Genomic DNA, 20,291 nt, shown 5'->3' on the forward strand with positions numbered 1-20,291 from the left:
GTACAGAAGGGTGAAGCGATGGTGTTACGACAGGAGTTCGGGCTCCGCTCGGCTGATCCTGCGCCAGAGGGGCTGGTAGTTGATCCAGGCGACGAGGTCGCTGCCGAGCTGTTCGCGGGTGGCGACGGCCTCGCGGTGGTCGATCAGGACCGGTTTGCCGGCCGCCCGCGCGGTCAGCTGTACCTGGGCGCAGCGTTCCAGGGCGATGAACCACCAGGCCGCCGCGTCGACGGAGGAGCCGACGGTGAGGAGTCCGTGGTTGCGGAGCACGATCGCCTTGAACGCGCCCAGGGCGACGGCGATCCGGCGGGCCTCCTCGGTGTCGACGGTGACTCCGGTGTAGGCGTCGTAGAGGGCGTGGTCCTGGTAGAAGGCGCAGGCCTCCTGGGTGATCGGGTCGAGGAGTTCGCCGAGTGCGGCCAGGGCACGTCCGTGGAGGGAGTGGGTGTGGGCGACGGCGACGGCGTCGGGCCGGGCCCGGTGGACCGCGGCGTGCACGGTGAACGCGGCCTGGTTGACGTGCCGGCCGCCCCGGAGGACCTGTCCTTCGCCGTTGACCAGGATGAGGTCGCCCGCGGCCACCTCCTCGAACGGGGCGCCGAAGGGGTTCACCCAGAAACAGTCGGGGTACTCGGGGTCGCGGGCGGTGATGTGGCCCGAGACGCCCTCCTCGTAGCCGAACCGTCCGAAGAGCCTGAGCGCGCCCGCGAGCCGCTGTTTGCGGTGGACGCGTTCCTCCTCCGCCGTCGCGTGGACGGGCGGCATGGCGAAGTGGAGCCGGTCGAGGGGGACGGGGTCGGGTATCACGCTCATGCGCCGGAAGGTAACGCCCGGCCGGGCAAGTCACCAGAGCCCGGACACGACGAAGCCGCCGCCCCGGTTGCCCGGGACGGCGGCCTCACACACGTGCGGGAGCGACTACTCCCACTCGATGGTGCCCGGCGGCTTGCTGGTGACGTCGAGGACGACGCGGTTGACGTCGGCGACCTCGTTGGTGATGCGGGTGGAGATCTTGGCCAGCACGTCGTACGGCAGACGCGACCAGTCGGCCGTCATGGCGTCCTCGGAGGAGACGGGACGCAGCACGATCGGGTGGCCGTAGGTGCGGCCGTCGCCCTGGACGCCCACGGAGCGGACGTCGGCGAGCAGGACGACCGGGCACTGCCAGATCTCGCGGTCGAGGCCGGCCGCGGTGAGCTCCTCGCGGGCGATGGCGTCGGCCTCGCGCAGCAGGTCCAGGCGCTCCTTGGTGACCTCGCCGACGATGCGGATGCCGAGGCCGGGGCCGGGGAACGGCTGGCGCTGGACGATCTCCTCGGGCAGGCCGAGCTCCTGGCCGACCATGCGGACCTCGTCCTTGAAGAGCTGGCGCAGCGGCTCGACGAGCTCGAACTCCAGGTCCTCGGGGAGGCCGCCCACGTTGTGGTGGGACTTGATGTTGGCGGTGCCGGTGCCGCCGCCGGACTCGACGATGTCCGGGTAGAGCGTGCCCTGGACGAGGAAGGCGACGTCCTCGCCGGTGCCCGCCGACTCGGCGACGATCTCGGCCTGCGCCTGCTCGAAGACGCGGATGAACTCGCGGCCGATGATCTTCCGCTTGGTCTCCGGGTCGGAGACGCCGGCGAGGGCGTCGAGGAAACGCTCCTGCGCGTCGACGACCTTCAGCTGGACGCCGGTGGCGGCCACGAAGTCCTTCTCGACCTGCTCGGTCTCGTTCTTGCGCATGAGGCCGTGGTCGACGTACACGCAGGTGAGCTGCGAGCCGATGGCCTTCTGCACGAGCGCGGCGGCCACGGCGGAGTCGACGCCACCGGAGAGACCGCAGATGGCGCGCTTGTCGCCGACCTGGGCGCGGATGGCCGCGACCTGCTCCTCGATCACGTTGCCCGTGGTCCAGCTCGGCTCGATGCCGGCGCCGCGGTACAGGAAGTGCTCCAGGATCTGCTGGCCGTGCGTGGAGTGCAGCACCTCGGGGTGGTACTGGACGCCGTACAGCTTCTTCTCGTCGTTCTCGAAGGCGGCGACCGGCACGACGTCCGTGGACGCGGTGACGGAGAAGCCCTCGGGAGCGGCGGAGCAGGCGTCGCCGTGCGACATCCACACGGACTGCTCGACGGGGGTGCCCTCGAAGAGGGTGGAACCGGCCTTGGAGACGTGCAGCGGGGTCCGGCCGTACTCGCGGGCGCCGGTGTTGTCGACGGTGCCACCGAGGGTCGTCGCCATCAGCTGGAAGCCGTAGCACATGCCGAAGACGGGGATGCCCGCCTCGAAGAGGGCGCGGTCGAGACGAGGGGCGTTCTCCGCGTACACGGAGGACGGGCCGCCGGAGAGGATGATCGCCTTCGGGTTCTTGGCCAGCATCTCGGCCACCGGCATGGTGGACGGGACGATCTCGCTGTAGACCCGGGCCTCACGGACGCGGCGGGCGATGAGCTGGGCGTACTGGGCGCCGAAGTCGACAACGAGGACTACGTCCGGGTTGGAGACGTCGGGCGCGGCAGCGGGAGTCGCTGATGACACTACGGCGGCCTTCCGGCGGTAGGGAGCGTCCCCCGAGAGGGGGGTTATTTGTCGATTCTACCGGCGCGCCGCCGTCGCTTTTCGTCTCACCATCCGAACCCGGTTTGCCCCGCGCTCGTCGGCGGGGTCCATACTGTCGGCATGCGTGAGTTCACGACCTTCGTCTTTACCTATGGCAACCGGCCCACCGGCTGCCATGGTCGTGCTGCTTGAGCAACTGACAAGCGACTTCCCAGGCGCCCCGGGCCGACAGGCCCGGGGCGTTCTGCGTTTTCCGGGCCGGGTCGCTCCGGGGCATCCGACACCACGAGGAGCCCAGCCATGACCGCCCTGACCCAGACCGAGAAGACCGGCGCCCGCACCGACGAGGCGGCGACGCTGATCGGTGACGCCCGGGAGCGCATCGACGCGCTCGACGACCGGATCATCGGTCTCATCCAGGAACGGATGGCCGTCTCGGCCGTCATTCAGGAGGCCCGGATCTCCTCCGGCGGCCGCCGGGTGAACCTGGCGCGCGAGATGGAGGTCCTCGGCCACTTCCGGGACGCGCTGGGCAAGCCGGGCACGGCGCTGGCCATGACGATGCTGGAGCTGTGCCGCGGGCGCATCTGAGTGCCCCCCGGGCTCCCGCGCGAGCGCTCCCCGCGTCCTGCCGGGCGCCCCGCGTGTGAGTGGGCGACCGCATCTGAGTTCGGGCCCGCTCTCACCCGTACGGCGCGTGACCGGCTCCGGCCCGGCTTCGTTGGTCCGGGTGTCCGTGCCAGCCAGGGGCGGGCCCGTAAGAAACCACGCGTGGCTTCGCTGGGGCGTGTGGCGTACCTCAGGTACGTCGTGGGACCTCGCACCAGCGCTTTGTGACCGGACAGCAGGGGACAGCAGTCCGGTCACGCAGAAAGGGCGGTCGGTCCCGGGGACGCCCGGGGCCGGCCGCAACCGGCCGATCTCCCGATCCCTCCCGCTTCCCCTGCCGTCCCCCGTTCCCTTCCTCCCCCACGCGGCGCGACCCCCCGGCGCCGCCCCGCTCGGCACCGCCGCTGCCCTGACACCGGTGCCGACCCCCGAGGGCCCCGTGCGGCCGCGACCGGAATCGCGGGCACGGGGCCCTTGCCCGTACCCACCCGCCTCCGACGTGACGCGCGTCACACAAAGATCCCGTGCAACCGCTACAACCATCCCGGCCGGTCGTGGGTCATCTATGCAGCATCACCAAAGCTGGTGAGGGCGCTGCACTCGGAGGGGGGTGCAGCGCCCTTTCCGTTTCCGGGGCCTTCCCACCGTCTTCCGCTGCCGGTCCGCCCGCGTCAGACCTTCTTCGGCGGGACCGTCGGCATCCCCAGGAACGGCAGCCGCAGGGCGCCGAAGGCCTCGGCCGGGACCGCGGGCGACTTGGGTTCGACCGCGGCGATCCGTACGTACGCCTCGCCCTGTCTCGGTCGCGTGTCCTCCTCGCCCTTGTTCGGCCAGAAGGACATGGCCCGCTCGGCCTGGGCGGTGATCGTCAGGGACGGGTTGACGCCGAGGTTGGCGGAGACGGCCGCCCCGTCGACGACGGAGATCCCGGGGTGACCGTAGAGCCGGTGGTACGGGTCGATGACGCCGGACTCGGCGTCGGCGCCGATCGGGCAGCCACCCAGGAAGTGGGCGGTGAGCGGGGTGCCCATCAGTTCGCCGATGTTGGAGCCGGCGAAACCGTTGATCTCCTCGGCGAGGAGGGTGGCGGCCCGGGTGGCCTCGGGGATCTGGACCGGGTTCGGCGCCCCGTGTCCCTGGCGGGCCGTGAGCAGGCCCTTTCCGAGGCCGCCGGGCTTGCGGTAGGTCGTGAGGGAGTTGTCGAGGGACTGCATGACCAGACCGATGATGGTCCGCTCCGACCAGTGCCAGTTGGAGAGCGAGCGCGCGGCCTGCGTGGGGTGCTTGAGCAGGTTGAGGAGCCAGTTGCGCACCCGGTGGGCCCCGTAGGGGACCTGGAGGACGGTCAGGCTGCCCATGGAGTTCGAGCCCCTGCCGTACCGCACCGGCTCGATGTGGGTGTGGGCGTCGGGGTGGACGGAGGAGGTGATGGCGACGCCCTTGGTGAAGTCGGCCTTCTCCCTGCCGTGCTTCTTGCGGTAGCGACGGTCGGTCGTCTGCGCGCCGACGAGACCCTCGGAGTTGGTGCGCGTGAGTTCGCCGAGCCGGCGCGAGATCCGGGGCAGCAGTCCGCTGTCCTTCATCCGGTGCAGCAGGGTCTGGGTGCCGTACGTGCCGGCCGCGATCACCACGCGGCGGGCGGTGAACGTCCTTCCCTTCCCCTTCCTCCGCCGGTCGGTGGGCAGGGTCTTCACCGCGAAGCCGCCCCGCGAGTCCTCGGTGACGGTGACGACCGTGGTCATGGGGTGGACGGTCGCGCCCGCCTTCTCGGCGAGGTGGAGGTAGTTCTCGTTGAGGGTGTTCTTGGCGCCGTGACGGCAGCCGGTCATGCACTCGCCGCACTCGGTGCAGGCGCGCCGGGCCGGGCCGGCGCCGCCGAAGTAGGGGTCGGCGACCTCGGCGCCGGGCTTGGCCTTCGCCGTACCGACACCATCCTCGCCGACGGCGTCGCGGCCGTCACCGAAGAAGACGCCGACCGGCGCCATGTGGAAGGTGTCGCCGATGCCCATCGCCTGGGCGGCCGCCTTGAGGTGCACGTCGGAGGGGGTCGTCGTCGGGTTGAGCCGGACGCCGAGCATCCGCTGGGCCTGGTCGTAGTACGGCCGCAACTCGTCCTGCCAGTCCGTGATGTCCTTCCACTGCGGGTCGTCGAAGAACGGCTTGGGCGGTACGTAGAGGGTGTTGGCGTAGTTGAGGGAGCCGCCGCCGACGCCGGCGCCCGCGAGCACCATGACGTTGCCGAGCAGGTGGATGCGCTGGATGCCGTAGAGGCCGAGCGCCGGGGCCCAGAGGAAGTTCTTCACGTCCCAGGAGTTCTTCGGCAGGCTCGCGCGGGTGAAGCGGCGCCCGGCCTCCAGGACGCCGACCCGGTAGCCCTTCTCGGTGAGGCGGAGGGCGGTGACCGAACCGCCGAAGCCGGAGCCGACGACGAGGACGTCGTAGTCGTACGCGCTGTCCTCGTCCTGATTCTGGGCAGGGGGTACCACGGTCATGGCTCTCCTCGTACGAAAAGGGGTGAAAAGGAAAGGGCGTCAGCGCAGGCGGAGGGCCTTCATCGCCTTCAGGGACACGCTCATGAACGCGGCGTACTTCTCGTCGTCCATCCCGAAGGAGGGGGCGAGGGGCATCAGCCGCTGCTGGGCGACGGTCTGGGCCTCGGTGTACTTGAGGATGCCCTCCGAGCCGTGGCGGCGGCCGAGCCCGGAGTCCTTCATGCCGCCCATCGGGGACTGCACGCTGCCGTAGGCGGGGGCGTACCCCTCGTTGATGTTGACGGTGCCGGTGCGCAGGCGGGCGGCGACGGCGTGGCCGCGGCGCGAGTCCTTCGTCCAGACGGACGAGTTCAGTCCGTACGGGGTCGCGTTGGCCTGGGCGACGACCTCGTCCTCGTCGGTGAAGCGGTAGATCGAGACGACCGGGCCGAAGGTCTCCTCCGAGCAGACCGCCATCGGGGCCTCGACGCCGTCGAGGATGGTCGGCTCGTAGAAGAGGGGGCCTATGTCGGGGCGCGCGACGCCGCCCGCGACGAGCGTGGCGCCCTTGGCGACGGCCTCCTCGACGTGCTTCGTGACGGTCTCCAGCTGCCGCTCGCCGACGAGGGAGCCCATGTCGGCGCCGTAGGCGAGGGAGCTGCCGAGCCGCATCGCCTTCGTGCGGGCGGCGAAACGGGCGACGAAGTCGTCGGCGACCGACTCGTGCACGTACAGGCGCTCGATGGAGATGCAGAGCTGTCCGGCGGAGGAGAAGCAGGCGCGGACGGCTCCGGCGGCGGCCTTCTCGATGTCGGCGTCCTTGAGGACGAGCATCGCGTTCTTGCCGCCGAGTTCGAGGGAGACGCCGACGAGCCGGGCGGCGGCGCCCTGGGCGACCTCGCGGCCGGTACGGGTGGAGCCGGTGAAGGAGACGTAGTCGGCGTGCTTGACGACCTCGGGGCCGACGACCGGGCCCTCGCCGAGGACGACCTGGAAGACCTCGGCGGGAAGACCGGCCTCGATGAGCAGGTCACGGGCCCACAGCGCGGTGAGCGCGGTCTCGGTGTCCGGCTTCATGACGACGGCGTTGCCCGAGACGAAGGCGGGGAGCGCGTCGCCGACGGAGAGTTCGAGCGGGTAGTTCCAGGGCGCGATCTGGCCGACGACCCCGCGCGGCTGGCGCAGCTCGGTGACCTTGGTGAGGGTGGGCACGACGCCGGTGTGGCGGCGGGGGCGCAGGTAGGAGCCGGCCTTGCGGCCGTAGTGGCGGGAGGCGACGGCCACCGCCTGCACCTCCTCGTGGGCGTGCAGGCGCGCCTTGCCGGTCTCCAGCTGGATGAGGTCGAGGACCTCGGCCTGGCGCTGGAGGACCAGGTCGTGGAAGCGGAGGAGGACGGCGGCGCGGGTCTTGACCGGGGTGGCGGCCCAGACGGCCTGGGCGGCTCGCGCGCGCGTGAAGGCCTCGGCGACGTCCTCGGGCGTGGACTCGGGCAGGTCCGCCAGCTTGTCCCCGGTGAAGGGGGTGTGGTTGGCGGTCCGGCCGGAGCCGACGACGCCCCTGGTGAGCCTGGCGACCACCTCGGGCGTCACCACGTCGGCGGCGGTGCGCACGCCGGCGGGTACGGGCGCGACCGGGTTCGTGGCCGCGGCGGGGGCGGCGGCTCCGGCCTTCGCGGCGGGGGCGTCGGGAACCGAGGGGGCGGCGGGGGCCTGCGAGTCCGTCATGAGGGCGAGCGTAGGCGGCGTTCCGCCCTTTGGGTACCCGTCGGTAACGCGTTTTCACCGGGCGCGCGCATCGCGCCAGCGATCACTGGCACATAAGGCCTGATCAGGGGCTTACGGCTGGCGGGAGTCCCTGGTCGGAGATTCTCGCGGGTTCTCGATCGCCCTCGCGGGTTTCAGTCGCCCGGCGCCCGCCAGTGCCGGAGCACCACGTCGAACTGCTCGCGGGTGGTCGACCAGCTCGACTCGGGCGCGGACATGTAGATGGCGTACTCGGTGCCGTCGTCCTCGTAGTACATGAGGTCGATCGCGTGCCGGGGGCCGGGGAAGTCCTTCTTCTCGGTCCAGGTGAACTCCCACTGGCAGGAGCGGACCTGGTCGCGGTAGGTGACCTGGCCGAGCTTGACCCGGACGTAGTCCATCCGCTTCGCGAGCGTGCGCTCCAGGTCGAGGGCGTGCGCGTACGGGTTCTCGAAGTCGGGGCTGTCGTCGATGCTGATCCGGATGCGGTGGCGGCCGTTGTCCGGGGTGTAGTCGATCTGGTCCCCCTCCGTCTGCCGCTTCCAGCCGTCCGGCACGACGAGGCTGAAGCCCGCCGGGTCCTCGACGCGGTGCCAACCGGCGGGCACGTCGTTCGCGATGGCCTTGTTCGAAGGAACGGGACTGGTGGCGGTGGTCGGTCCGCCCCCGCCCTTCCGGTCACCGCCCGCGTAGTGCATGGCGGTGAAGACGGCGCCGCCCGCGACGAGTCCGGCCAGCAGGGCCGCGAGGACGACCGTACGCCAACGGCCCCGGCCGGGCGCCGGGGAGGACGGCACCAGGGTCGGCGGAGAGGGGACGGGAGCGACGGGCGGCTGCGGGCGGGTGGAACCGGCCTCGGAGCCCGGATCGACCGGGGCGGGGCCGAAGGGGGAGACCGGCCCGCCCCCCGCCGGGTCCAGTTCCTCCCTGACCACCCGCTGAGTCGGCACGTACGCCTGCGCCGCCTCCGGCGTACGTCCCTCCATCGCGTCGAGCAGCATCCGCTCGGCCTCCTCGGCGCGCGGACGGTGCTCCGGGTCCTTGCGCAGCAGGGCCACGATGACGGGGGCCAGCGCCCCCGCCTTCCGCGGGTGCGGCGGCTCCTCCGTCACCACGGCCTGCATGGTGCTGATCGGGGAGGTGCGGCGGAACGGCGAGGTGCCCTCCACCGCCGTGTACAGGGTGGCGCCGAGGGACCAGAGGTCGGAGGCGGGACCCGGGTCGCCGCCCTGTACCCTCTCGGGCGCCAGATAGTCGATGGAGCCGACGAGTTCACCGGTCCGGGTGATCGTCGAGTCCCCCTCGATCGCCGCGATCCCGAAGTCGGTGATGAGGACGCGCCCGTCGCGCGCGAGGAGGACGTTGCCCGGCTTGACGTCCCGGTGCAGCACTCCGGCCGCGTGCGCTGCGCGCAGCGCGCCGAGGACGTGCAGCCCGATCCTGGCGGCCTCGCGGGGCTCGATCGTGCCCGCCTCCTTGGCGGCGTCGGCGAGCGAGGGCCCGTCGACGTACTGCATCACGATCCACGGCCGGTCGTCGTGCTCGAGGACGTCGTGGACCGTCACGACGCCCGGGTGGGTGATCCGGGCGGCGGCCCGCGCCTCCTTCTGCGTCCGGGCGTGCAGCACCAGCCGGTCGGCCTCGGCCACGAACCGGCCGGCCGTCAACTCCTTGACCGCCACCACGCGGTGCAACACCTCGTCGTGCGCGCGCCAGACCTTGCCCATGCCGCCGCGTCCGATGGACTCGCCCAGCCGGTATCGACCGGCGAGCAACAGCCCCGCCCCTGTGCCCTGAGAATGTTCCACGTGCCCCCGCCTGTTCCTTCGGATGCCAGATTACGGAGGGGTGCGGGGGTGGCGGAACCTCGGGTCGGTCATAGGAACAGCACTGTGACCGGGGGCCGGTGGCGTTTCCCGCGCTCCGCCGCGGCCCGGCCCTCGTTCCGTCGCGGCCCAGCTCCGGTTCCTTTGCTGCACGGCCCTCGTTCCGTCGCGGCCCGGCCCTCGTTCCGCCGTGATCAGCGCCCCGGGCGGAACCCCTTCGTCGCCTCGTCGAAGATCTCCCGGATCTTGTCCCGCTGCCCGTTCGGGCCGATGACCTGGACGACGTGGTAGCGCCCGCCGTCGATCAGGGCGAGATTGCGGACGAACACCTGGCGCCCCGTGCTGTCCAGCCACCAGTAACTACCCGTGGCCGTCGCCGTCCTGCCGATGTCGACCCGGCGCACCTCGTCCACGTCCGCCCAGCTCGACGACCGCCAGGGCTCCAGCTCGCGCTCCTTGGCGTTCTGGTACTCCAGCGGGTCGGAGCCGTGGTCTCGGACGCTGTCACGACCAGGGACGACGATCATCGTGAAGTCTCCGCTCGTGTAGCGCACTTGCCCGGCGTCGTTGATGGGGCTGCGCCGCCAGCCGTCCGGCACCCCGATCCGGAACCCTTCCGGGTCCTGCCGCAGCGCGTACCCGGTGGCGAGCGCGGGCGCCGAAGGATCCGCGGCGGGCGGGGTGGTGCGGGGGGCGGTGGGCGGCGCCGTGGTCGCGGACGGACGGCTCGTGGGCCCGGACGGGGGTGCGGTGGTACGCGGAGCCTGACCGGCGGTGGGGGTGCCGGTGCGCGAGGGGGACGCGTCCGGCGTCTCCTCCCCGCCGGGCATGAAGAGGACGGCGTACGCGACGGCCCCGCCGAGCAGGAGGAAGACGAGGACCAGGAGCGTACGGCCGAGGGCGCGCGGGGACCCCGGAGCCCGGGAGGAGGAGGGACGCGGGGCGCGGGGGGCTCTGCTCGCGCGCTGCGGGATCTCCTCGTGGAAGTCCTCGTGGAAGTCCTCGAACTCGTGCCGCGCATCCGCCTGTACGGGGTCGGGCGCCCGCTCGCCCGGATGCGCGTCCTGGCGGCGGGCCGGGGGGCGCGGGTCCTTGCCGCGCTTGTGGCGCCCGGCGCCCGCTCCGCCGCGCCTGCGGCGGCGTACCAGCTCGCCCCTTCGGCGCACGATCGGCAGCCGCGTCTCGTCGAACGACGGAAGCGGTACGGCCCCGGCACCGGCCTCCGGCTCCGGAGCCGAGCGCACGAGGGAACGCAGCCAGCCGCGCAGCTCCTCGAAGTCCGGTCGCTCGGTCGGGTCCTGACGCAGCAGGGACTCCACGACGGGACGGAGGGGCCCGCACTCCTCGGCGAAGGCGGGCGGCTCGGCGCACACCAGCTGGACCAGCTCGGCGGCGCTGTCCTCCGGGTAGGGGGCGTGCCCCTGAACGGCCCGGTAGAGGAGCGCGCCGAGCGCCCACAGGTCGGTGGCGGGGCCGATGGGCGGGGCCAGGCGCCAGTTCTCGTGGACGGGTCCTGCCTGTTCGGGTGCCCAGCGCTCGGTGACGGCGCCGACGACCGCGATCCGGGTCTGTCGGGCCCGCTCGGCTGCGAGCCGTGTGGTCGGGCCCCGGTCCGCCTGGGCGGGGATGCCGACCCGTCCCTCCTCCCCGGCACCGGCCGGGGCCGGGAGGCGCGCGGGGGGCGGGGTCGCCGCCGTGTACCCGGCGGGCAGGGCCGGACGGCCCGAACCGGGCAGCACGGGACCCGAACCGCCACCGGCCGGGATCGGGCCGGAAGCGTCCCGCGAGGCGTGCGGGCCGTCGCTCCAGCTGCCGGCCAGCATCACGCGCGGCGGCGGGCCGCCCTGCGGTCCTTCACCGTACGGCTCGTCGCCGTCGTCCTCGTCGTCCTCTTCGTCGTCCGCCACCCGCGCCCACCACTGCGGCTCGGGTGCGCCGGCCGCCTGCCCGGTCGGCACCGGGGGCGGCTCGGGCGGGTCCACCGGCGCGGGGCGCTGGACGGGGAGCGCCCCCGTCTCGCCGAGCCGGGCGGCGGCGCGCGCACCGGCCCGGTAGGCGGCGATGGCCCCGGCCCGCGCGGCCCGGACATCGGCGGCGGGCGGCACGGCGGGGTGCGGCGTCCCGGCGGCGGGCGGGGCCGACGTACGGCCGTAGGGGTCGGCACCGTACGGACCGGACGAGGTCCCGTAGGGGGAGTGCGTGTCGTCCTGGTCGGAGCCGTCGGAGTCGTCGGAGTCGTCGGAGTCAGGCTCGTACGAGTCGAAGCTTTCCGGGGCGGAGTCGTCCGGGACGGAGCCGTACGCGTCGGCGTCGTACTCGTCGGAGGCGTAGGACTCGGCGTACTGGCCGTGATCCGTCTCCTCGGCGTCCTCGTCCGCCTCCTCGTAGACCTCCGCCTCGTACAGATCGGAGCCGTACTCCTCGGAGCCGTACTCCTCGCCACCGTACTCCTCGGAGCCGTACCCCTCCGGCGTGGGCCACGCGGCCGCGGGCTCGGGCCCGTCCTCCTCCGTCTCCGGTACCGGTGCGTACCCGCAGAGGGCCTCCTCCGCGGCGCCCACCGCGAGGCCCGAGAGGACCACCCGGCCGTCGTCGCAGACGAGCACGGTCCTGGAGGTGATGTTCCGGTGCACCCACCCGTGGGCGTGGAGCGCGCGCAGGGCGGTGAGGACGTCGGCGCCGATCTCGGCCGCCCGGTACGGGTTGAGCGGGCGCTCGGCGAGGAACGCGGCCAGCGGCCTGGCCGCCACGCGTTCGCTCACTATCCAGAGCGAACCGGCCTCGGCGAAGACGTCGAAGACCTGGTCGAGGAGGGGATGGTCGGGGATCTGCGCGGCGGCCTGGGCCGCCTCGATCGCCCGGCGGACGACGGGCTCGGCCGGCCGGCGGGTGGCCCGCCCCGCGCCTCCGTAGGGGCCGGTCCCGCCGCCTTCGTCGTCGAGCACCTCGGCGTCGACGAACTCCGGCAGCGGCACCTGGCGGACCAGGACCTCCTGACCGCTGTACGTGTCGAAGGCGCGCGTCCCGGCCGGGTCGTGCGGGTCTCCGTGCACGTCCGCGTCAGCCGGCGGCAGCGGCAGGCGGTAGCGGTCCGCGAGCACCCTTCCCGCGTAGTCGTCCACGACGCCTCCCCACGCGCGCACGCTGTCCCCGTGGACCCGCGGATCCCCTGGAATGGGGCGGGATCACGCGAGTCCGTCAATTCCGGTCAGGCACCGTGCAGTCAACGGCTCTGTTCGGCTTCGTACGGTCCTCGAACTCTCACGATACGTGCCACGGGTCAGTCCTTGGGGCTGAACGTGGCGAACGCCGTCTCCCGCAGCGTCCGGCACTCCGCGCCGTTCCATTCCTCCGCCTTGCAGCTGATCATGATGGAGTAGCCGTGCCTGGCGTCCACCTTGAAGCCGCGGTTGAGGACGTGGACGCGCATGCCCTGCTGGATCCGCTCGAACTCCCAGTCCGCGACGGTCGGATAGCCCTTGTACGAGACCGTCCTGATGCCGAAGTGCTGGTAGCCCTTGCTGGTGGCAGCCACGCCGATCTTGCCCAGCTCCCAGGCGGCCGCGGCGTCGTCCTTCGGGCTGGCGTTGAAGTCGACCTGGATGCGCGGGAAGCCGCCGCTCTCGCTCCATATCCCGCCGCCGCTGTATCCCGGTATCGAGCGCACCCGGAACGTCGAGGGCATCGCCATGGAGAAGTGGAAGCGCTCGTTGGTGACGAGGGTGTAGCCCGCGGGCAGCTGCGCACCCGTGCCGCCGCTCGGCTTGCCGGACGGCGTGACGCCGGTGCCGTTCGACCCTCCGGTGGAGCCCGTCGTGCCGTTGGCGCCCGTCGACCCGGTGGAGCCGGTGTCGCCGGGCTGCGCGCCGCCCTGCTGGCCGGGGCCGCCCGTCTGCCCCTTGTCTCCGCCGGAACCCTCGGAGCCCGCGGAACCGTCGCCGCCGGCCGAGGCGCCGGCCGAGGCCGTGGTGCCGCCGGTCTCCTTGCCCTGGTTGCCCTCGTCGCCGCCACCGCTGAGGGAGACCGCGAGGATCGTCCCGAGCAGGGCGAGCACGGCGACTGCGGCGATGATCACCATCGTGCGGCGCGGTACGACATCGGTCAGCGGCGCGCGCTTCGGCGGGGAGCCGGCACCCGCCTGCGTACCGACCCCGGCAGCGCCTGTGCCGGACCTCGGATTCGTCCTCGGCTCGGCCTTCACGGAGGCCGCGGCGTTGCGTACGGACTTCAGGGCACCCCGCATCCGGTCGGCGGACGCGTCGGCCCCCTTGTCCCGGGCGGGCACCGGGACCACCGGTGCGGCCTGTTCGGGGCGCGGCGGCAGCGGTACGACCCTGGTGACCTCGGGCGAGGCCTCCGGCGCCGTCTCCGGCGCGTCGAGCACGGCCCGCAGCAGGACCCGGGCGCGGGCGTCGTCGAGCCGCTGGGCCGGGTCCTTGGCGAGGAGGCCGTAGATGACCTGCTCGAGCTCGGGTCCGGCGTTCTTCGGCGGGTCGACCGGCTCGGTCATCACCGCGGTGAGGGTGGCGATGGCGGAGCCCTTGTCGTACGGCGGGCTGCCCTCGACCGCCGCGTAGATGAGGCCGCCGAGCGACCACATGTCGGCGGCGGGACCGGGCTTGTGGCCGCGGGCGCGCTCCGGGGAGATGTACGAGGGGGCGCCGACGAGCATGCCGGTGGAGGTGATCGAGGGGTCGCCCTCCACCTGGGCGATGCCGAAGTCGGTGAGGACGACCCGGCCGTCCTCGGCGATCAGCACGTTGGACGGCTTCACGTCGCGGTGCAGGATGCCCTCGCGGTGCGCCGAACGCAGCACGTCGAGGATGGCGAGGCCGACCTCGGCGGCCCGCCGGGGCGTGAGCGTGCCGTCCTCGCGCACGGCGTCCGCGAGGGACTTGCCCTCGATGAGCTCCATGACGATCCAGGGACGGTCGTCCTCGTCGACGACGTCGTACACGGTCACGGCGCCGTTGTTGCGGATCCGGGCGATGGCCTTCGCCTCGCGCAGGGTCCGGGTGATGAGGCGTCGCTTCTCGTCCTCGTCGATGCTGGTGGGGAAGCGGAGTTCCTTGACGGCCACGGTGCGGCCGAGGGTCTCGTCGACCGCGCGCCACACGGTGCCCATGCCGCCGCGGCCGAGGACCGCGCCGAGCCGGTAGCGGCCCGCGAGCAGGCGCCCCTCGCCGGCCGGGGCCTTGCGCATCCGGTCGCCGCCGACGGTGCCGCGCGCGGCACCCACCGACGTGCGACGGCCGCTCTCGCCGTCGCCGTCGCCCGCGCCGAAACCGGCCCGTCCGGTCGAGGGCTCGGTCCCGCGCAGCCGACCGGCCACCGCGGCGTCCTGAGCGTCCCTCATGTCCGGTACGTCCGAAGCCCGTACGCCGGAGCCCGGCGCGCCCGAGCCCTGAGAGTCCGAGTCCCGGGGGGCCGAGTCCCCGGGGGCCGAATCCCCGGGGGCAGCCGCGTCACCGGCGTCCGCCGGGCCGCGCGCGTCCCGCGCGTCGTCGGCGGCGCCTGTGGCGCCGGCGCCCCCCGCACCCTGTCTGACCTGCGCGTCCTTCACGTCCGACGCCGACTCACGCGCGGCCGGGACCACTCCTCGGTCGCCGTCGGTCGCGGCCCCCGGGGCGGCGTCCCGCCTGGGGTCCTTCGCCGTGTCCCGCGACTGCTCCGCCTCCGACATGCGTCCCCTCTGCGATCCCTGATCTTCGCCGCGTCTGCCGCTTCCCGCGCGATGCGGTAACCCGCCCTGGAAGAGAGGCCATTGTCCCTCACCTCAGGACGGGCGGCGCCCCCGGGTCCGTACTCCGGGATGACGACGCCCCCACACGCCCCCCAGGTTCCCCACCGGACGCAGGAGACCCGGAGGTCCTGTCAGATCGGCACGATGTCCGGCGCGCCGAGCCGCGCGGCATCCGCGGTCAGGTCGTCGGGCTGCCGCTGCGACTCGCGTTCCGCCTGGACGCGCTTCTCGTAGTGCTCGACCTCCTTCGCGATCTGACGGTCGTCCCAGCCGAGGACCGGCGCCATGAGTTCCGCGCACTCCCGGGCGCTGAGCGTGCCCCGGTCGAAGGTCTCGATGGAGATCCTGGTCCGCCGGGTGAGCACGTCGTCGAGGTGGCGGGCCCCCTCGTGCGAGGCGGCGTAGACGATTTCGGCGCGGAGGTAGTCGTCGGCCGCCGCGAGCGGTTCGCCGAGCGAGGCATCCGCACGGACGAGGTCGAGGATCTCCTCCGTCAGGGAGCCGTACCGGTTGAGGAGATGCTCGACCCGGACGACATGGAGACCGGTGCGCGCGGCGATCCTGGCCCGCGCGTTCCACAGGGCCCGGTAGCCCTCGGCGCCGAGCAGCGGAGTGTCCTCGGTGACGCACGGGGCGACACGCTGGTCGAGGCCGTGCACCGCCTCGTCGACGGCGTCCTTCGCCATGACGCGGTACGTCGTGTACTTGCCGCCGGCCACCACGACGAGACCGGGGACCGGGTGGGCGACGGTGTGTTCGCGCGACAGCTTGCTCGTGGCGTCCGACTCGCCGGCGAGCAGGGGCCGCAGGCCCGCGTAGACGCCCTGGACGTCGTCGCGGGTGAGAGGGGTGGCGAGCACCGTGTTCACGTGCTCCAGGAGGTAGTCGATGTCGGCGCTGGACGCGGCCGGGTGGGCCTTGTCGAGGTCCCATTCGGTGTCGGTGGTTCCGACGATCCAGTGACGTCCCCAGGGGATCACGAAGAGCACGGACTTCTCCGTGCGCAGGATCAGACCGGTGGCGGAGTGGATGCGGTCCTTGGGGACGACGAGGTGGATGCCCTTGGAGGCGCGGACGTGGAACTGGCCGCGCTCCGCGATGAGTGCCTGGGTGTCGTCGGTCCACACCCCGGTGGCGTTGACGATCTGCTTCGCCCTGATCTCGTACGCGACACCGCCCTCGACGTCCTGGACGCGGGCGCCGACGACCCGCTCGCCCTCCCGCAGGAAGCCGATGACGCGGGCCCTGCTGGCGGCCCGGGCGCCGTAGGAGGCGGCGGTGCGTACGAGGGTGGTGACGAAGCGGGCGTCGTCCATCTGGGCGTCGTAGTACTGGAGGGCGCCGACCAGGGCGTCCTTCTTGAGGCAGGGGGCGACGCGCAGGGCGTGGCGCCGGGAGAGGTGCCGGTGGACGGGGAGGCCGCGGCCGTGGCCCGAGGAGAGTGACATCGCGTCGTACAGCGCGACTCCGGAGCCGGCGTAGAACCGCTCCCAGCCCTTGTGCTGGAGCGGATAGAGGAAGGGGACCGGCTTCACCAGGTGGGGCGCGAGCCGTTCGAGAAGCAGTCCGCGCTCCTTGAGGGCCTCCCTGACCAGGGCGAAGTCCAGCATCTCCAGGTAGCGCAGGCCGCCGTGGATGAGCTTGCTGGACCGGCTCGATGTGCCGGAGGCCCAGTCACGGGCCTCGACGATGCCGGTGGAGAGCCCTCTCGTGGCGGCGTCCAGCGCCGTTCCGGCGCCGACGACTCCCGCGCCGACGACCAGCACGTCCAGTTCGCGCTCCGCCATGGCCGCGAGCGCCTCCACGCGCTCGGTGGGTCCCAGTGTCGCTGTCCTCACGCTGCCGCCTCCCGTCGTCCCCCGTCTGTCCCGCACGAGCCGCACGAACCGCACGAGCACGCGCCGCACGAGCCGTCGTACACGCACGAACCCAGCGCACACGAACCCGCGCACATGCCGCGAACCGGGCCCTTCCATGTGGTCCGGCTCACAGCTTGATTCTGGCCCGCCCCCGCGACTTCAGCCACCGCCTCGCCACCGACCTGTGGATAACACTCGACGACCTGCGGCCCCACAATGCCGCATATCGGTCATATTTACGCCTAGTCTGACATTGCGCTCGACCCGTTCTGTCCACCAGGGCTTGCGCGTCGCGTCCCCTCCGGCTACTGGGAAGGACGGCCCACCCCCATGCCCGCTGATCTCGCCGTCATCGGCCTCGGCCACCACGGACTCCCCCTCGCCCAGGCCGCCACCGCCGCAGGCGTCGACACCATCGGCTACGACACCGATCCCCGCCCCGTCGCCGAACTCGCCGCCGGCCGGTCCCCGGTCGACGGCCCGCTGACCGTGCCCGAGATCCGCCGCATGCTCGCCGGCGGTTTCCGGCCGACCGCCGACCCCGCCGAACTCGGCCGGGTCCGTACCGCCGTCCTCTGCGCACCGACCCCCCTCGGCCCCGACCGCGCCCTGGACCTCACCGCCGTCACCGACGCGGCCCGCGCACTCGCCGCCCGGCTGCGCCCCCACACCACCGTCCTCCTGGAGTCCCCGGTCCCCCCGGGCACCACCGAGGGTCTGCTCCGCGAGCTCCTCGAGACGGGCTCCGGCCTCCGCGCCGGACGCGACTTCCACCTCGCGTACTCACCCGGCCGCCTCGACCCCGGCAGCCGTACACACGGCTTCGCCGGCACCCCCAAGGTCATCGGCGGCCTCACCCCGGCCTGCACCGAAGCGGCGGCCGCCTTCTACGGCCGGCTCACCGACAAGGTGGTACGCGCGCGTGGCCCCCGCGAGGCGGAGACGGTCAAGCTCCTGGAGACCAACTTCCGGCACGTCAACATCGCCCTGGTCAACGAGATGGCGGTCCTCTGCCACGAACTCGGCGTCGACCTGTGGGACGTCATCCGCTGCGCCGAGACCAAGCCCTTCGGCTTCCAGGCCTTCCGCCCCGGACCGGGGGTGGGCGGCCACGGCGTCCCCGTCGACACCGTCGGCGCCCACCGGCCGCTCCGCCTCGTCGAACTCGCGGGCCAGGTCAACGAACGCATGCCGCGGTACGTGGTCCAGCGCGCCGCCACCCTCCTGAACGAGCACGGCAAGTCGGCCCGCGGCGCCCGGATCCTCCTCCTGGGGATCACGTACAAGCCGGACCTCCCCGACCGCCAGGGCTCCCCCGCCGACGAGATCGCCCGCCGCCTCATGGACCTGGGCGCGGCCGTCAGCTACCACGACCCGCACGTCCCGGACTGGCGCGTCCGCGAACTCCCCGTCCCGCGCGCCGACTCCCTCTACGAGGCCGCCGCCCACGCCGACCTGACGGTCCTTCTCCAGCACCACCGCACGTACGACCTCCAGGGCCTCTCCGTGAAGGCCCAACTCCTCCTCGACACCCGAGGCGCCACCCCGGGCGGCGCCGCCCACCGGCTCTGAGGCGGGCCCGCAAAAGGCCTATGCCGTTGTCATGAGCAACTGCTAGCCTCCGGGACCACCGCGCGCACCGTCCCACGCGCGCACCGTCCCGGGGGCCGTACGGGCCCTGGTCGGGTTCGGGATCGTCCTCGCGCCGCTGGTCGCGGCGCTCACCGGCTGACGCGCCTTCAAGCCCAGCCGTTCCACGTGCTTCACCGTTCCCTGGGGGGATCCACAGATGAGCCAGCCCGTTCCGCCGCCGCCCGGCAACCCGTTCGCCGGCGGCGCCGCACCCGAGCCCTACCCGATGGCACCGCCGCCCGCGCCAGTCCGCGACAACGTGGGGCTCGGCCTGCTGGCCGCCCTGGTCGCGGGGCTCGTCGCGGGCGGGATCTACGGAGCCGTCATGGGCGGCATCGAGCGGGAGATCGGCTGGGCCGCCATCGGTGTCGGCTTCCTCGTCGGTCTCGCCGCCGGCAAGGTGGGCGGCCGCAACCCCGTCCTGCCGATCGCCAGCGCGGTGCTGTCCCTCGGCGCCGTCTACCTCGGCCAGCTCGTGGGCATCGCGGTCATGGTCGCCAAGGAGCTGAACATCTCCGCCACGGACGTGTTCCTGAACGAGTTCGGGCCGCTGACCGAGGCCTGGAACGAGGGCAAGGACGCCATGACGTTCCTGTTCATCGCCCTGGCCGCCTTCGCCGCGTTCTCGGCGGCCAAGAAGTCCGCCCGATAGCCCCGGAACACGCGAGGGGCCCCGCACCACCCGGTGCGGGGCCCCTCGTGCGCGTACAGGACGACGTCAGCGCTTGTGCTGCGCGTCCGCGACCGTGACCTCGACGCGCTGGAACTCCTTGAGCTCGCTGTAGCCGGTCGTGGCCATCGCGCGGCGCAGGGCGCCGAAGAAGTTCATCGAGCCGTCCGGGATGTGCGACGGGCCCGCGAGGATCTCCTCGGTGGTGCCGACGATGCCCAGGTCGACCAGCTTGCCGCGCGGCACGTCCTCGTGGACGGCCTCCATGCCCCAGTGGTGGCCCTTGCCGGGCGCGTCCGTGGCGCGGGCCAGCGGGGAGCCGATCATGACCGAGTCGGCGCCGCAGGCGATGGCCTTCGGGAGGTCGCCGGACCAGCCGACGCCGCCGTCGGCGATGACGTGCACGTACCGGCCGCCGGACTCGTCCATGTAGTCGCGGCGGGCCGCGGCCACGTCGGCGACCGCGGTCGCCATCGGGACCTGGATGCCGAGCACGTTACGGGTGGTGTGCGCGGCACCGCCGCCGAAGCCGACGAGGACACCCGCCGCGCCGGTGCGCATCAGGTGCAGGGCCGCGGTGTACGTGGCGCAGCCACCGACGATGACCGGGACGTCCAGCTCGTAGATGAACTGCTTCAGGTTCAGCGGCTCCGCGGCGCCGGAGACGTGCTCGGCGGAGACCGTCGTGCCGCGGATGACGAAGATGTCCACGCCGGCGTCGACGACGGCCTTGGAGAACTGCGCGGTGCGCTGCGGCGAGAGCGCGGCGGCGGTGACGACACCGGAGTCGCGCACCTCCTTGATGCGCTGCCCGATCAGCTCTTCCTTGATCGGGGCGGCGTAGATCTCCTGCAGACGGCGGGTCGCGGTCGCCTCGTCCATCTCGGCGATCTCGTCGAGCAGCGGCTGCGGGTCCTCGTACCGGGTCCAGAGACCCTCCAGGTTCAGGACGCCGAGGCCGCCCAGCTCGCCGATCCGGATGGCGGTCTGCGGCGACACGACCGAGTCCATGGGAGCGGCCAGGAACGGCAGCTCGAACCGGTAGGCGTCGATCTGCCAGGCGATCGAGACCTCCTTCGGGTCCCGGGTGCGCCGGCTCGGGACGACGGCGATGTCGTCGAACGCGTACGCCCTGCGGCCGCGCTTGCCGCGCCCGATCTCGATCTCAGTCACGATGTGTGGCCTTTCCCTCTACGT

The 20,291-nt window shown here is 72.7% G+C and carries 12 protein-coding genes; 3 read left to right on the forward strand and 9 right to left on the reverse strand.

What is annotated here, in order from left to right:
• Positions 1 to 24 precede the first annotated feature (24 nt).
• Together IO20_RS0113095 and guaA are read right to left on the reverse strand one after the other, a co-directional pair.
• Entirely contained in the window at positions 25 to 813 is a 789-nt protein-coding gene (locus IO20_RS0113095) for a class II aldolase/adducin family protein (protein ID WP_030549148.1), read from the reverse strand.
• Between the two features lie 105 nt (positions 814 to 918).
• Positions 919 to 2,520, reverse strand: coding sequence for a glutamine-hydrolyzing GMP synthase (gene guaA, locus IO20_RS0113100; RefSeq protein WP_030549150.1), 1,602 nt, complete (start codon positions 2,518 to 2,520; stop codon positions 919 to 921).
• A gap of 321 nt (positions 2,521 to 2,841) precedes the next feature.
• On the opposite strand from guaA, the gene IO20_RS0113105 reads away from it, so the two are divergent.
• The gene (locus IO20_RS0113105) at positions 2,842 to 3,132 is read left to right on the forward strand and encodes a chorismate mutase (RefSeq protein WP_030549151.1); all 291 of its coding nucleotides are present in this window, start codon (positions 2,842 to 2,844) and stop codon (positions 3,130 to 3,132) included.
• A gap of 689 nt (positions 3,133 to 3,821) precedes the next feature.
• Here the strand turns inward: IO20_RS0113105 and IO20_RS0113110 are convergent.
• From IO20_RS0113110 to IO20_RS0113135, 6 genes are all read right to left on the reverse strand, one after another.
• The gene (locus IO20_RS0113110; RefSeq protein WP_030549153.1) at positions 3,822 to 5,642 is read right to left on the reverse strand and encodes a GMC family oxidoreductase N-terminal domain-containing protein; all 1,821 of its coding nucleotides are present in this window, start codon (positions 5,640 to 5,642) and stop codon (positions 3,822 to 3,824) included.
• A gap of 39 nt (positions 5,643 to 5,681) precedes the next feature.
• Positions 5,682 to 7,346, reverse strand: coding sequence for a succinic semialdehyde dehydrogenase (locus IO20_RS0113115; protein WP_030549154.1), 1,665 nt, complete (start codon positions 7,344 to 7,346; stop codon positions 5,682 to 5,684).
• A gap of 173 nt (positions 7,347 to 7,519) precedes the next feature.
• Positions 7,520 to 9,172 carry a serine/threonine-protein kinase gene (locus IO20_RS0113120; protein ID WP_030549156.1) on the reverse strand — a complete coding sequence of 551 codons (1,653 nt, stop codon included), beginning with the start codon at positions 9,170 to 9,172 and terminating at the stop codon, positions 7,520 to 7,522.
• Between the two features lie 212 nt (positions 9,173 to 9,384).
• Entirely contained in the window at positions 9,385 to 12,312 is a 2,928-nt protein-coding gene (locus IO20_RS0113125; RefSeq protein ID WP_030549158.1) for a protein kinase, read from the reverse strand.
• A 158-nt stretch (positions 12,313 to 12,470) separates the two neighbouring features.
• Complete coding sequence (locus IO20_RS36465) at positions 12,471 to 14,873, reverse strand: serine/threonine-protein kinase (protein ID WP_030549160.1); 2,403 nt, start codon at positions 14,871 to 14,873, stop codon at positions 12,471 to 12,473.
• Positions 14,874 to 15,064: 191 nt separating this feature from the next.
• Positions 15,065 to 16,771: a glycerol-3-phosphate dehydrogenase/oxidase gene (locus tag IO20_RS0113135; protein ID WP_030549169.1), complete on the reverse strand. Its 1,707-nt coding sequence runs from the start codon at positions 16,769 to 16,771 to the stop codon at positions 15,065 to 15,067.
• Between the two features lie 351 nt (positions 16,772 to 17,122).
• Here IO20_RS0113135 and IO20_RS0113140 point away from each other — a divergent pair, with 351 nt between their 5' ends.
• Together IO20_RS0113140 and IO20_RS0113145 are read left to right on the forward strand one after the other, a co-directional pair.
• On the forward strand, positions 17,123 to 18,364 hold the full coding sequence (locus tag IO20_RS0113140) for a nucleotide sugar dehydrogenase (protein WP_030549170.1): 1,242 nt from the start codon (positions 17,123 to 17,125) through the stop codon (positions 18,362 to 18,364).
• Positions 18,365 to 18,581: 217 nt separating this feature from the next.
• On the forward strand, positions 18,582 to 19,076 hold the full coding sequence (locus IO20_RS0113145) for a hypothetical protein (protein ID WP_030549171.1): 495 nt from the start codon (positions 18,582 to 18,584) through the stop codon (positions 19,074 to 19,076).
• Positions 19,077 to 19,142: 66 nt separating this feature from the next.
• Here IO20_RS0113145 and IO20_RS0113150 read toward each other — a convergent pair whose 3' ends face one another.
• A complete protein-coding gene (locus IO20_RS0113150) occupies positions 19,143 to 20,267 on the reverse strand; it encodes a GuaB3 family IMP dehydrogenase-related protein (RefSeq protein ID WP_030549176.1) in 1,125 nt (374 codons plus the stop codon).
• Between the last annotated feature and the right edge of the window lie 24 nt (positions 20,268 to 20,291).

Origin of the sequence: Streptomyces exfoliatus (assembly GCF_000725545.1) — a bacterium.
GTDB lineage: Bacteria > Actinomycetota > Actinomycetes > Streptomycetales > Streptomycetaceae > Streptomyces > Streptomyces exfoliatus.

What these genes read in the sequence shown, in the direction of transcription:
- IO20_RS0113095 (WP_030549148.1), bottom strand. Translation starts at nt 813, where the DNA reads ATGAGCGTGATACCCGACCCCGTCCCCCTCGACCGGCTCCACTTCGCC.
- IO20_RS0113105 (WP_030549151.1), top strand. Translation starts at nt 2,842, where the DNA reads ATGACCGCCCTGACCCAGACCGAGAAGACCGGCGCCCGCACCGACGAG.
- IO20_RS0113110 (WP_030549153.1), bottom strand. Translation starts at nt 5,642, where the DNA reads ATGACCGTGGTACCCCCTGCCCAGAATCAGGACGAGGACAGCGCGTAC.
- IO20_RS0113115 (WP_030549154.1), bottom strand. Translation starts at nt 7,346, where the DNA reads ATGACGGACTCGCAGGCCCCCGCCGCCCCCTCGGTTCCCGACGCCCCC.
- IO20_RS36465 (WP_030549160.1), bottom strand. Translation starts at nt 14,873, where the DNA reads ATGTCGGAGGCGGAGCAGTCGCGGGACACGGCGAAGGACCCCAGGCGG.
- IO20_RS0113140 (WP_030549170.1), top strand. Translation starts at nt 17,123, where the DNA reads ATGCCCGCTGATCTCGCCGTCATCGGCCTCGGCCACCACGGACTCCCC.
- IO20_RS0113145 (WP_030549171.1), top strand. Translation starts at nt 18,582, where the DNA reads ATGAGCCAGCCCGTTCCGCCGCCGCCCGGCAACCCGTTCGCCGGCGGC.